The organism is Capnocytophaga sp. oral taxon 332 str. F0381, assembly GCF_000318275.2.
Taxonomy (GTDB): Bacteria; Bacteroidota; Bacteroidia; order Flavobacteriales; family Flavobacteriaceae; genus Capnocytophaga; species Capnocytophaga bilenii.
Genome location: NZ_KB291347.1, coordinates 110,927 through 122,985, shown reverse-complemented (window position 1 = coordinate 122,985; position 12,059 = coordinate 110,927). Strand labels below are relative to the sequence as shown.

11 protein-coding genes are annotated in these 12,059 nt (G+C 40.3%); 1 reads left to right on the top strand and 10 read right to left on the bottom strand.

What is annotated here, in order from left to right; translation table 11 throughout:
• Window positions 1-83 precede the first annotated feature (83 nt).
• Window positions 84-1,208: a DegT/DnrJ/EryC1/StrS aminotransferase family protein gene (locus HMPREF9075_RS12410; RefSeq protein WP_009416964.1), complete on the bottom strand. Its 1,125-nt coding sequence runs from the start codon at window positions 1,206-1,208 to the stop codon at window positions 84-86.
• Between the two features lie 317 nt (window positions 1,209-1,525).
• Between HMPREF9075_RS12410 and HMPREF9075_RS12405 the strand changes: the two genes are divergently transcribed.
• Window positions 1,526-2,770, top strand: a complete 1,245-nt coding sequence (locus HMPREF9075_RS12405) for a 3-deoxy-D-manno-octulosonic acid transferase (protein ID WP_009416963.1) — start codon at window positions 1,526-1,528, stop codon at window positions 2,768-2,770.
• Window positions 2,771-2,776: 6 nt separating this feature from the next.
• Here the strand turns inward: HMPREF9075_RS12405 and HMPREF9075_RS12400 are convergent, their stop codons facing one another.
• From HMPREF9075_RS12400 to HMPREF9075_RS12360, 9 genes are all read right to left on the bottom strand, one after another.
• Window positions 2,777-5,065, bottom strand: coding sequence for a TonB-dependent receptor (locus tag HMPREF9075_RS12400; RefSeq protein WP_009416962.1), 2,289 nt, complete (start codon window positions 5,063-5,065; stop codon window positions 2,777-2,779).
• A gap of 187 nt (window positions 5,066-5,252) precedes the next feature.
• A complete protein-coding gene (locus HMPREF9075_RS12395; RefSeq protein ID WP_034557746.1) occupies window positions 5,253-5,867 on the bottom strand; it encodes a 4'-phosphopantetheinyl transferase family protein in 615 nt (204 codons plus the stop codon).
• Window positions 5,868-6,195: 328 nt separating this feature from the next.
• Window positions 6,196-7,173 (bottom strand): pyruvate dehydrogenase complex E1 component subunit beta, encoded by a 978-nt coding sequence (locus HMPREF9075_RS12390; RefSeq protein WP_009416960.1) that lies wholly within the window; start codon window positions 7,171-7,173, stop codon window positions 6,196-6,198.
• A 195-nt stretch (window positions 7,174-7,368) separates the two neighbouring features.
• Window positions 7,369-8,661 (bottom strand): Fic family protein, encoded by a 1,293-nt coding sequence (locus HMPREF9075_RS12385; protein ID WP_009416959.1) that lies wholly within the window; start codon window positions 8,659-8,661, stop codon window positions 7,369-7,371.
• A gap of 89 nt (window positions 8,662-8,750) precedes the next feature.
• Entirely contained in the window at window positions 8,751-9,719 is a 969-nt protein-coding gene (locus HMPREF9075_RS12380) for a glycoside hydrolase family 130 protein (RefSeq protein ID WP_034557798.1), read from the bottom strand.
• 58 nt (window positions 9,720-9,777) lie between these two features.
• The gene (locus HMPREF9075_RS12375) at window positions 9,778-10,185 is read right to left on the bottom strand and encodes a hypothetical protein (protein ID WP_009416957.1); all 408 of its coding nucleotides are present in this window, start codon (window positions 10,183-10,185) and stop codon (window positions 9,778-9,780) included.
• Between the two features lie 45 nt (window positions 10,186-10,230).
• Window positions 10,231-11,376, bottom strand: coding sequence for a LegC family aminotransferase (locus HMPREF9075_RS12370; RefSeq protein WP_009416956.1), 1,146 nt, complete (start codon window positions 11,374-11,376; stop codon window positions 10,231-10,233).
• A gap of 8 nt (window positions 11,377-11,384) precedes the next feature.
• Window positions 11,385-11,582, bottom strand: a complete 198-nt coding sequence (locus tag HMPREF9075_RS12365; RefSeq protein ID WP_009416955.1) for a hypothetical protein — start codon at window positions 11,580-11,582, stop codon at window positions 11,385-11,387.
• Window positions 11,583-11,584: 2 nt separating this feature from the next.
• Window positions 11,585-12,034 (bottom strand): hypothetical protein, encoded by a 450-nt coding sequence (locus HMPREF9075_RS12360; RefSeq protein ID WP_009416954.1) that lies wholly within the window; start codon window positions 12,032-12,034, stop codon window positions 11,585-11,587.
• Between the last annotated feature and the right edge of the window lie 25 nt (window positions 12,035-12,059).

The following is a 12,059-nucleotide window of genomic DNA, read 5'->3' as shown; positions in this document are numbered from 1 at the left end:
GGTGGTGCAATCGTGCTTCTATAAAAATAAAAAGTGCGAGCCTCAAAAGCTCGCACTTTTTTTGTTGCGTTATTATATTAGGGTTATACTGTTTTGTTTATAAGCTCAGTTATAAATGCTATTTGCTCATCGTCTAACTCGGTGTGCATTGGTAATGAAATTACTTCTTGCACGAGTTGGTTAGTAACGGCAAAATCGGCTTCGTTGTAGGTGGAGCGTGCATAGGCTTTTTGGGCGTGCAAGGGTATGGGGTAATAAATACCGAAAGGCACTCCGTTTTCTGTAAAGGCTTGTGCCAAAGCATCGCGTTTGCCATTGAGAATGCGTAACGTGTATTGATGAAAAACGTGGTCGTAGCCTTCGCCTATCACGGGGGTTACGATATTGGGATTGTGAGCTAACGCCTCATTGTACTTTTGGGCTGCCTTGCGGCGCGCTTGGTTGTACTGGTTTAGATGAGGCAATTTGGCACGCAATACGGCTGCTTGTAGCGAATCTAACCTTGAATTGACCCCTACTACATCGTGGTGGTAGCGCACGTACATTCCGTGATTGACGATGCCTCGCAGTGTGTAAGCCAACTCATCGTCATTGGTGAAAATAGCGCCCCCATCGCCGTAGCAACCTAAGTTTTTGGAAGGGAAGAATGAGGTTGCCCCCACGTGCCCTATGGCACCTACTTTTTGGGTACGTCCATCGGCAAAAGTGTAATCGGCACCTATGGCTTGAGCGTTGTCTTCAATTACATATAGGTTGTGCTTTTTTGCCAATGCCATTACCGCTTCCATATTGGCTGGCTGCCCAAAAAGGTGTACGGGTACAATCGCCTTGGTGCGTGGTGTTATAGCTTTTTCGATGGCTTCTACATTGATATTGAAAGTGTCGTCATAGACATCTACAAGCACTGGGGTAAGTTGCAATAGTGCGATTACCTCAACAGTAGCGGCGAAAGTAAAATCGGCAGTGATCACTTCATCACCAGGTTTTAATCCGAGTCCCATCATTGCTATTTGTAGGGCATCGGTACCATTGGCGCAGGGAATTACGTGTTTTACTCCTAAATATTGCTCTAACTCTTTTTGGAATTGTTGTACTTGGGGTCCATTGATAAAGGCAGTGCTTTCTAACACCTCAGCAAAAGCCGCTTGTACTTCGTTTTTGATTTGGTTATACTGACCGTGTAGGTCTACCATTTGTATTTTTTTCATTGTAGAATGATTTTTAGCTATTTGTAATTTATAGCTGCAAAGATACGAAATAATGTTTAATGATTAAAACTTTAATCGTTAGTTTTTTAGGTGTGAGCTCGGTGCGAGCCGCACAGGCTTCACATACTCGGCTGTGCCAGCTCGGTGCGAGCCGCACAGGCTTTTAACCTTCGTCACATACTCGGCTGCGCCAGCTCGCCGACTTTCCTTCGCTGAACCTTCGCTGAACCTTCGCTCGAACAAAAGATAAACAAAGGGTGTACAATGGGTTTTATTTCGTATCTTTGCGGCTGAAAAAACTATATTCTTTTATCGTTGTGAAATTACTTTCATTTGTTATTCTGAAACTTTATACCTTTATTATCTACCTTATAAAGGGATTGTTGCCGCTGGTGGGCTGTTTTAATAAGAAAATTCGTTTGTTTGTGAATGGTCGTAAGGTGGTGTGGGATAGGCTCGCTTCGGGATTGTTGCCTAATGAGCGTTATGTGTGGGTGCATACGGCTTCTTTGGGTGAGTTTGAACAGGGTTTGCCTGTCATTAAGGCACTAAGAGGGCAAGGTTATCGCATTTTGGTAACGTTTTTCTCTCCTTCGGGCTATGAAGTGCGCAAAAATAGCCAAGATGCCGACCTGATTGTTTATTTACCGCTTGATACGCCTGCCAATGCGAAGCGTTTTGTGGAGACTGTGCGCCCTATGATGGCTATTTTTGTAAAATATGAGTTTTGGTTGCACTATTTGCATACGCTAAAGGCTGCTGGCGTGCCTACTTACCTGCTATCGGGGATTTTTCGTCCCGAACAAGCGTTTTTTAAATGGTATGGCGGGGTGATGCGTGAGGGCTTGCGCTGCTTTACTCACTTTTTTGTGCAGAATGAGGCTTCGGCTATGCTGCTCAGCGGTTTGGGCTTTGAGAATGTAACGGTGAGTGGCGACACGCGTTTTGACCGTGTGTATGAAATTTTGCAACGCGATAATCGGTTGGATTTTGTAGCGCATTTTAAGGGGGATAGATTATGTGTGGTTTTTGGTAGTTCGTGGGCTTTAGATGAGGCTATTTACGCAAATTTTATCAACCAATGCGAGAATGTGAAGTTTATCATAGCACCTCATAACATTCACGCTGATGAGATAGGGGCGTTACGGGACAAACTCAATAAAAAAGTAGTGCTTTACAGCGAAAAGGATACTGCCGATTTGACTACTGCCGATGTGCTTATCGTTGATACGGTGGGATTGCTGACGAAAATATACAGCTATGCCGATGTGGCTTATGTGGGCGGCGGTATGGGTACGCAGGGCTTGCACAATGTGCTGGAACCTGCCGTTTTTGGTATTCCTGTAGTGATAGGGAAGAATTACGAGAAGTTTAACGAAGCACGTGAGCTGGTTGGCTTAGGTGGGGTCATTTCGGTGGCTTCGGCAGAGGCTTTTGAGAAAGTTATGGGCGAACTGGTAACCAATGCTGAAAAACGAGAGGTTATAGGGGCTATCAATCGCAAATATATAGGGCAAAAAAAAGGTGCTACTGCGGCTTTTATGGCTGCAGTAGCACGATGAAAAAAGTTATTTTATCTTGAGTCCTACAAAGATAGTTCGTGGTAGTGAAGGTCCGTAGATGTAATTGGAATCGCGTTCGGCACCTTTATCAAAGTCGTTTTGGTATTGGTTGAACATATTTTTAACACCGCAGCTCACTTCTAACGGGAAGAATTTCTTCCATTTGAACTCATAAGAAGTATTGAGCCCAAAATCAATCATTCCTTTAGTAGTTTCCAATCGGGTTTCGGTGATATAACCATTTATATGAGGTACTTTCATACTGCCTGTGTATACGGTAACGAGGTTGATATTCCACTGTGGCACAGGGCGATAGGTAGCCATTAGGTTTCCGTATAGGTTGGGGGTACGCAATATTTCATCGGAAGTTATACCATCTTCGGGAGTTTGAGGGCTGTTGTATTTAGCACTTTGCATAGTAGCTGCAAGTTGGCATTGCCATTTGGGATTAGGGCTATATTTCACTTCTATATTTACCCCTTTTACGACCGCTCCATCGGTATTGATTTTTTCTTTTACACGGAAGCCGTTTTCTTTTCCTATTTCTTCATAATCGAATCGGTCGTGTAGGGCGGTGTAAAATCCTTCAATCATAGCGATAAGCTGGTGTGTGTCGTGGGTATGATTATACTCGAAAGAGGCTGTATAGCTATCGGAAGTTTCTTTTTTGAGGTTTTCAGCCAATTTTACGCGGCGTACTTCACCAGTGATCAGTTCGGAATGAACATCTTCTGAATAAAACATCGGAGCTCGGAAACCGCGTGCGTAACTTCCGCGTAGAATAAAGTTTTCGTTGATATTATAAAGAGCACTTGCACGAGGGTTTAGCACGGTGATGCTTTCTTTAAGTAGAGAAGCATTGACGTGGTCTAAACGCAAACCTCCTAAAAGTTTGAATTTAGGTGATATTTTCCAATCGGCTTGGCTAAACAACCCAAAGGTGTTCGACTTTTGATTTATGGTGAGAATATTGGGGTTTTGTCGTGTTTCTGAAAGGACATCGTGGTTGAACTCGGCTCCTGAAGTGAGTTGCAGCTGTCCTTTGGCGGTGGGCAGGTAGTAGGTGTGTTGCCCGCCGAGTACCCAGATATGTTCTTTGGTAAGACCATAATTACCTGTTGATGCTTCTATATCGGTACCCTCAAGCTTGCCGTAGTAGTTATCGGCACGTGTGCGTTCGGCACTGGTGTAGGCTGATAGCTTGTGGTTGTAGGCTGGTGAGAAATAGTCGTAATTGGCATTACCACCTATTACTTTGGTACGGATGCTTTCGGCAATATCGGCAAGGTGTTCTGGGAGGTCTAATTTATTCCCTCCGCGTCTGTCTTCATCGCTCATATTGAGTTCGGCAGTAAGTTTATGACGGTCGGTGAAGTGGTTGAAAAGTTTAGCACCTGCATTTAGGTTTTGTAGGCGTGTAATTTCGGTAAAATCATCATCGTTGGCATCGTAACTTTGGCGATTGCGGTTCAAGGCGTGGAAAGAAATGCCTCGCATATAGTTATCGCTTACAATAGAGCCGTTGAAAGAGCTTATAATGTCGGCAGATTTACCACCAATGAGGTTGCTTACGATACCTGCTTGTGCTTCGTTTTTGATAGGGTCTTTGGTAATAACGTTGATAGTACCTGCGATAGCATTAGAGCCGAAGAGTGCTGAACCACCACCGCGAATTACTTCAATACGCTCAATCATATTAGCAGGGATTTGGTCTAAGCCATAAACGCCATTGAGCGAGCCAAATATGGGGCGGCTATCGATGAGGATTTGTGAGTAGGAGCCTTCCATACCATTGATGCGCACTTGTGTAGTACCACAGTTTTGGCAGTTTACTTCGGTACGCAAGCCGGGTTGAAATACTAACGCATCGATAAGGCTGTGAGCTTTTACAATAGTAAGCTCTTTTTGTGAGGTTACACTCACCAAAACCGGTGCATCTTTGCGATTTTCTTTGGTTTTGGTGGCGGTAATAACAACTTCGTCTATACCGAGTACATCTTCTTTTAGAGCGATATTTTGCTCGGTAGTGGCGCCTGCGGTAATGGTTACCTTATCGTTATAGGGGATATAGCCTAATGAAAGTACTTTTAGGCGATATTCTCCAGCAGGGAGGGACAATGAAAACTCACCTTTGCGGTTGGAGGTTGTCCATTTTTTGGTGGTTTTGCTTTCTAATTGCACTGATACAGCTTCCAAAGGAAGGTCATCAGAAGTGATATGCCCTTTGAAAGTGCCGTCTTGAGCAAGTGCTACGGCACTGATTGCTAAACAAATAGCAGTAAAGAATGTTTTCATTACGGTTAATCATTTAATTAATTAATTCGGTGCAAAGATACAATATTTTTAGACATATCCAAAAATTATATGTAATATAATAAAAACTTTAACATTTTGCTTATCTAAATGCAATGTATTTTAGGGCATAAAAAAAGCTTAGAAAGCTGTAGCCTTCTAAGCTGTGATTAATGAAAACAAAATTAAATTACTTATAACAGTATCCTAATACATACTCTTCCAAGTTTTTGAAATAAACGGTGTAAAAGGTATTGTCTATTTTAATTTCCGTACATTTATCGGTAGGGAAAAAGTCACGTACTTTTACATCATTGAGTGTAAGGGAAGGTGTATTATGGATTTTAAACCCGACTTCTTTAGCACACCATATCATTGTGAGTTTTTGAACAATAGTATCTTCGGAAAAAGCAGCTTTGCTGTAGTTCCATTGCGTAAATTTACTTGCAATGCGGACGATTTTTTCTCGCTTTTTTTCTATATCAACACCTACCTTGTGCTTGGTGCTTATAATAATAGATACTTTGTTAAACGAATGGCTTATAGATATTTGGTTGCCACTCTTGAGTAATGGTTTGCCATAAGAATCGTAATAAAGAGCGGTGGCATCGTAGCCTAACTCTTTCAGGAGCAAACGAGTTGCTAAAAAATTCTTCTTAGCCGCCTCGTTGTGAATAGCCTCAAACAGGTTTTGCTGTTCAGGCGATAGTGAGACCCCTTGTTGTAATTTTGCAAGGGCTTCCTCTACAGTCCATACATATAAGACTGTGTGAGGATCGATCTCGAATGTTCTTACTAATGGCATATTATTTCTTTCATCTATTCTGCAGCAAAGGTAATTATTTTTTGATAAAATCCAAAGTATGAAAAAAAGTCTTTTTTTCTTTAACATAATTGGTTTGTTAATTTTCTTGAGTTTACTCTTAATTTTTGTGTATAAATTAAGAGTAACATCTGTTTATATAGTTAAAATCCGTCAATATAAGCAATTTAAAATTTAACACAGCTATAAATTAATTTTAACAATACTTTAAGTATTTTATGCTTAATTATCGGTAATTTTCAGGGAATAAAAAAGCACCCTTACTAAAATTAGCAAGGATGCTTCAATGAAATGAATTATAACTATCTTATTATTTATAAAGCACTTTTTTTACTGCTTTTACCACATCTTCAGCATTAGGTAAAAACTCTTTCAATAATTCTGAAGAGAAAGGAGCTGGTGTATCGGTAGTGGTGATACGTTGTACAGGCGCATCTAAGTAATCAAAAATATGCTCTTGCACTTGGTATGTGATTTCTGAAGATACACTGCTAAAAGGCCAAGCTTCTTCTAAAATAACCAAACGATTGGTTTTCTTTACAGAATTGAATATAGTTTCAAAATCTAACGGGCGCACAGTACGCAAATCGATGATTTCACACTCAATACCTTCTTTTGCTAATTGTTCAGCAGCTTTGTGAGCCTCTTTGATGATTTTACCAAAAGATACTATTGTAACATCATTACCTGCACGTTTAATATCAGCAACTCCTAATGGAATAGTGTATTCTTCTTCAGGCACTTCGCCTTTATCGCCATACATTTGTTCTGATTCCATAAAGATAACAGGGTCGTTATCGCGTATTGCCGATTTTAGCAATCCTTTAGCATCGTAAGGAGTAGAAGGTACCACTACTTTCAAACCAGGGCAGTTGGCATACCAATTTTCAAACGCTTGAGAGTGAGTTGCGGCTAATTGTCCTGCTGATGCGGTAGGGCCTCTAAAAACGATAGGCACGGTAAATTGTCCACCAGACATTTGGCGCATTTTGGCAGCATTGTTAATAATCTGGTCTATAGCTACCAATGAAAAGTTGAACGTCATAAATTCAACAATAGGACGGTTACCATTCATTGCTGCTCCTACTGAGATACCTGCAAAACCACTTTCGGCAATAGGGGTATCGATAATGCGTTTGGGTCCAAACTCATCGAGCATTCCTTTAGAGGCTTTGTAAGCACCGTTGTATTCGGCTACTTCTTCACCTATTAAATAAACCGATTCATCGCGACGCATCTCTTCGCTCATTGCCTCGCATACGGCTTCTCTAAACTGTATTGTTCTCATTTATATTAAGATAAAAATTGTATGATTAAATTTTTCTTTTTCAAACGCAAAAGTAATAATAATAATTGAATATCCTACATTTTTGCGATTTTTATTTCGTGTTTTTTTTCTAATGTATTGTTTTATAATATTTTATAAATATTGAATTTTGTTGCTCATTTATAAAATACAGGTATAGAGCCCAATATGAAATAACTACCTTCTCTGCAGCAAGTTGTAAAACGAAGCCGACTTTATATAGCTTTGTTTCTTCTTATTGACGGGTATTACTTCTAAAAATCCTAAATCAACTAATTGTTTTAGGTCGGTACGAGCGGTGTGGTTTGAGATGAGGAAACGGTTTTCTATCTCTTTGATGCTGAGTACCCGTTCGGGGTCGTCATAAATAATTTTGATGATTTGTGCCATACGCTCATTCACCCCTGCTATCTTCATAAACTGCGAGGCTTGGAATATCTCTTTCTGCTTTCTGTTGATATAGCTCTTTAGTGCCTCGAAAGCTTTTTCCATAGCCCTGAGTTGATAGGTGATAAAATAACTAAGGTCGTTATCATCGGCTTCGGTATGCAGAAAAGCTTTTTCGTACTGTTTTTTGGTTTCTTTTATAATACGCGAAATAGAAAGGTATTCGGTAAGCCAATAGCCCGATTTGAGCATATACCAGTAGAACACCGCACGTGCTGTGCGCCCATTGCCATCGGCAAAAGGGTGTATAAAGCCTATCATAAAGTGCAATACGCAGGCTTTGATAAGGGGGTGTATAAAGGTATGGGTGCTGGTATTGAAAAAGGTGCAAAGCTGTGCTATAAGTTCGGGTATCTCGGCAGCATCGGGGGGGGTATGTACTACTTCACCATTAGTAAAATCAACTACATAAATATCGTTATGGGTTCTAAAAGTTCCTTCTTCTTCGGGCAAATCGAGGGTTCTGTAGGCTATAAGCTGGTGTATATACTGCAGACGCTCAGGCGTTAGGGGCTCGTGCTTGTGCTGCACTATATGCTGCATAGTGTTGTAGTTGTTCATAATCATCTGCTCAGACTTGCTTTTGGGCTTGATGCCCTTCTGTATCATCTCTTTAGCTTTTTTGCGAGTAGTATTAGCCCCCTCTATTTGGCTACTCGCTATCGATTCCTCAATAATGGAGCTCAACATAAATTTATGTGTATCTACTTCGGCAATCCCCATATTGCTGGTTAGGGTGCCGCCTATATGCATATCAAATGTGTGTAGGGCTTGCTGTATGTAGTCGGTAAGCACGTAGCTAAAGTGGTGCTTGCCAAACTGCAGTGTACGTTCGTTTAGGTGACGATAGAGCTTCACTGCTTGCCATAATTGTTTAGGAGGGATATCTTTAGCCTTGTACTTCAGCTGCGACCAATACAGGTATTCGTTCTGTATTTTCTGTAGAAAACCATTTGATAGTAAAGGTTTTATAAGATTATACGTATCGGTAGCAGGTAAAAAAGGAGGAGGTGTTTCTATCATTGTTATAGGGTTTTGAAATGCAAAAATAAGAAAAATTGCGTGATTTACGGAAAATCACGCAATTTTTCTTATTTTGCTATTCTTTTAAACTACAGTGAATTTTCTTTTGTAAATTTCACTATCTCGCTGATATGTCCAAAAGCAACCCCTACTACAGTATCGGCAGCACCATAATATACAGCTACCTTATCTTCTTCGGTACTATGCAAAGCTGCACAAGGGAATACTACATTAGGCACATCGCCAGTAGTTTCGTACAAGGTAGCAGGCGCTAAAAGATAAGGTTGTGTGCGCGCAATCACTCGGCTTGGGTCTTCTAAATCGAGCAAAGCTGCACCCATAGAGTAACGGAAGCCGTTGCAGGTATTGATTACACCGTGATAGAACAATAACCAGCCTTCAGCTGTTTTGATAGGCACTGCTCCTGCACCAATTTTAGTACATTGCCAAGCACTATCCATAAAAGGAGATACTTTCATCACACAACGATGTTCGCCCCAATACTTCATATCAGGACTATAGCTCACAAAAATATCACCAAAAGGGGTATGCCCATTATCGCTTGGGCGACTAAGCATTGCGTATTTGCCGTTTATTTTTTCAGGGAAAAGCACTCCATTACGATTGAACGGAAGGAAGGCGTTTTCGCATTGGAAAAACTCTTTAAAATCATAAGTATAGGCAATGCCGATAGTAGGCCCGCAATAGCCATTGCACCACGTTACCCAGTATCTGTCTTCAATAAAAGTAACGCGAGGGTCGTACTTATAGTCGGAAGGGATAAAGCTTGTGTTACCCGCTTTCATCACTATTGGGTCGTGGTTGATTTCCCAATGCAATCCATCTTTGCTAAAGCCTGCAAATATGTTCATTTGCACAGCTTTATTATCGCAGCGAAATACACCTGCATAGCCATCGCCAAAGGGTACTACTGCTGAATTGAAGATACTGTTTGAACTTGGAATGTCGTATCTTCCAATAATAGGGTTTTCGCTATAACGCCATAGCACATCGTTACACCCTGCGGGGCGTTCTTGCCAAGGAATTTTATTACTCATTATTTTTTTGTTTTGATTTTTGTTTTTCAACTATTTATAATCATTTGTTTTTGTTGTGTTAGTTTGTTTCTGCAAAGTTAATGTCTAACACTACTATTTTATCATCTTCTTTATTGTAAACACCTCTCAAGAACTGATCTCTAAAATAGAAATTGTAATCCTGATACGAATAGTTGTTGTTAGCAGCTGAGAAGATAACTTGGTTGTTGCGCTTGTTGATGCGCCAAGCTACTTCTACCTTGTAGATAAGACGTGGTTTTTTAGTAACTGATAATTTTTCTTCTTCAATAATAGCCTTGTCTTTCAAAAAACGGATTTTCATAGACTGCATACTGCTGATGCTGTCGCCAACTACAATTTTGTTGATCGCTCCTATGAAGTGTTTGTTGATAAGATCAAGGCGTTCCTGCGAAAAGACACTCAATGTACTAAAAGACAACAAACAAAAAAAAAGTTTTTTCCTCATAAAAATATATTTAGTTTCTTATTTATATTCTCTTTTTTACTTGGGTTATTTTCTCACTCCGCTTGGGATATTTACAACTCTTGCTTCAAGCCATTCGGCATTGCTAAGGTCGCCCCGCTCACAATTTACAAACATTGGCAAGCGGTTCATCAGTTGCCATATGGGGCGACTCATTACTCCTTGTGCATTTGCCTCAGTAAGGAAGGCGTTGCGCTCTTCTTTATCTTTTAAAATAATAGCATTAAGCCAGTAGTTGCATTTTTCGTTTTCTCGTTCGGCAAAAAACGCAATGCCTTGTTTTTCAAAATAGGCTTTATAGGCTTCGGCTGTAGCCCACTTATTGACTAAAAAGCCGTCTAACTGTTCTAATTGAGCGACTCCTAAAGCGGCATTGATATTGGGCATTCGGTAATTATAGCCTATTTCATCGTGCACAAACTCCCAAGCGTGGGGCAGTTTGGCTTGTGTGGTAAGGTGCTTTGCCCTATGTGCTATGGTTTCATCATTGGTGAGTATCATTCCGCCACCACCTGTGGTAATGGTTTTATTGCCGTTGAAGGAAATAGCTCCTATGGGGGCAAAGGTGCCTAAGTGTTTGCCCTTGTAGTAGCTACCCATTGCCTCGGCAGCATCTTCCACTACAGCGATGTGATAGTGTTCACAAATGGCTATGATTTCTTCTATACGGCAGGCGTGTCCGAAGGTGTGCATTGGCAAGCAGGCTTTGATGCGCCTACCTGTTTGTTTGTGATAACACGCTCCGTTGCGTAGCTGGGTATTATCTTGCAAAAATCGTTCCAATGATGTCGGCGAAAGCCCCATTGTATCTTTATCAACATCTACAAAGGCGGGAACGGCACCCGCATAGACGATAGCATTGGTAGTTGCGATGAAGGTTAGCGGCTGTGTGATAACCATATCCCCCTCCTCTACCCCACTAAGTTTCAGTGCTATATGGAGAGCATTAGTGCCATTCACGCATACTACAGCATATTTTGCAGCTGTATATTCTGCAACTTTTTGCTCGAAGAGGTCAACAAATTTACCTACACTTGATACAAAGGTCGTATCAATGCATTCTTCTAAGTATTTTTTTTCGTTACCTGCAAAAGTAGGAGCGTGTAGAGGTATAAATGCGTCTGGTTCTTGGTAAAGACTACGTATAAAGGCTATGGTTTGGGGTATATTCATTGTGGTTATTAGTTTATTTGGTTAGAAAGTTTCTCAGGAAAACGAACCCTGCTAAGGAGTTTATTTACTTCATTCATTTTTTGCTTAAACTCCTCACTATTTCTGTAATTAGAGATAAAATCATCTTCGTCCTCTCTAAACTTTAGTTTTATTTGGTATTTATCCCACATTTTTTTTTCAAATGCTTTTTGTTCTTCTTTATTCATAACTATTTCATTTTTCGTTGAATTAAAAATCCTATATAATCAGTAGTTGGGGTAAAAATTTCAAATTCTTCATTTGGTAACATTCCATAGATTATAAAATCTTCAAGAGCTTGCGATAGGTACTTAGTAATCCCTCTCCTATATAGTCTATTTCGTGAATGTGTACTGCCTCTTGCAAATATATAAGCTGTAGGATTACTATCTGTAAATGAATAAACTGTAGCAGCAACAGTAGCTAATACTTTTTCGGTATCACCATTATCGGTAACTACTTTATCATCTAACTTACCTGTTAGTGGGTCTCTATCACCCAATACTAAATTGAAAACACCCTTTATGGTTGTTTGCTCATAAAATATTCCCTTTTGTATCTTTCCTTTTTTCCCTTCACTAATGAAAGTAAAACTATTCACTTCCTTATTAGGAAGTATTTCATAACGTGGTAGTTCCATATTGATTAATCTCTTTAAGTATTAT

Coding starts and splice junctions, on each gene's coding strand:
- HMPREF9075_RS12360 (WP_009416954.1), bottom strand. CDS start 12,034: ATGGAACTACCACGTTATGAAATACTTCCTAATAAGGAAGTGAATAGT.
- HMPREF9075_RS12380 (WP_034557798.1), bottom strand. CDS start 9,719: ATGAGTAATAAAATTCCTTGGCAAGAACGCCCCGCAGGGTGTAACGAT.
- HMPREF9075_RS12400 (WP_009416962.1), bottom strand. CDS start 5,065: ATGAAAACATTCTTTACTGCTATTTGTTTAGCAATCAGTGCCGTAGCA.
- HMPREF9075_RS12385 (WP_009416959.1), bottom strand. CDS start 8,661: ATGATAGAAACACCTCCTCCTTTTTTACCTGCTACCGATACGTATAAT.
- HMPREF9075_RS12410 (WP_009416964.1), bottom strand. CDS start 1,208: ATGAAAAAAATACAAATGGTAGACCTACACGGTCAGTATAACCAAATC.
- HMPREF9075_RS12390 (WP_009416960.1), bottom strand. CDS start 7,173: ATGAGAACAATACAGTTTAGAGAAGCCGTATGCGAGGCAATGAGCGAA.
- HMPREF9075_RS12395 (WP_034557746.1), bottom strand. CDS start 5,867: ATGCCATTAGTAAGAACATTCGAGATCGATCCTCACACAGTCTTATAT.
- HMPREF9075_RS12370 (WP_009416956.1), bottom strand. CDS start 11,376: ATGAATATACCCCAAACCATAGCCTTTATACGTAGTCTTTACCAAGAA.
- HMPREF9075_RS12365 (WP_009416955.1), bottom strand. CDS start 11,582: ATGAATAAAGAAGAACAAAAAGCATTTGAAAAAAAAATGTGGGATAAA.
- HMPREF9075_RS12375 (WP_009416957.1), bottom strand. CDS start 10,185: ATGAGGAAAAAACTTTTTTTTTGTTTGTTGTCTTTTAGTACATTGAGT.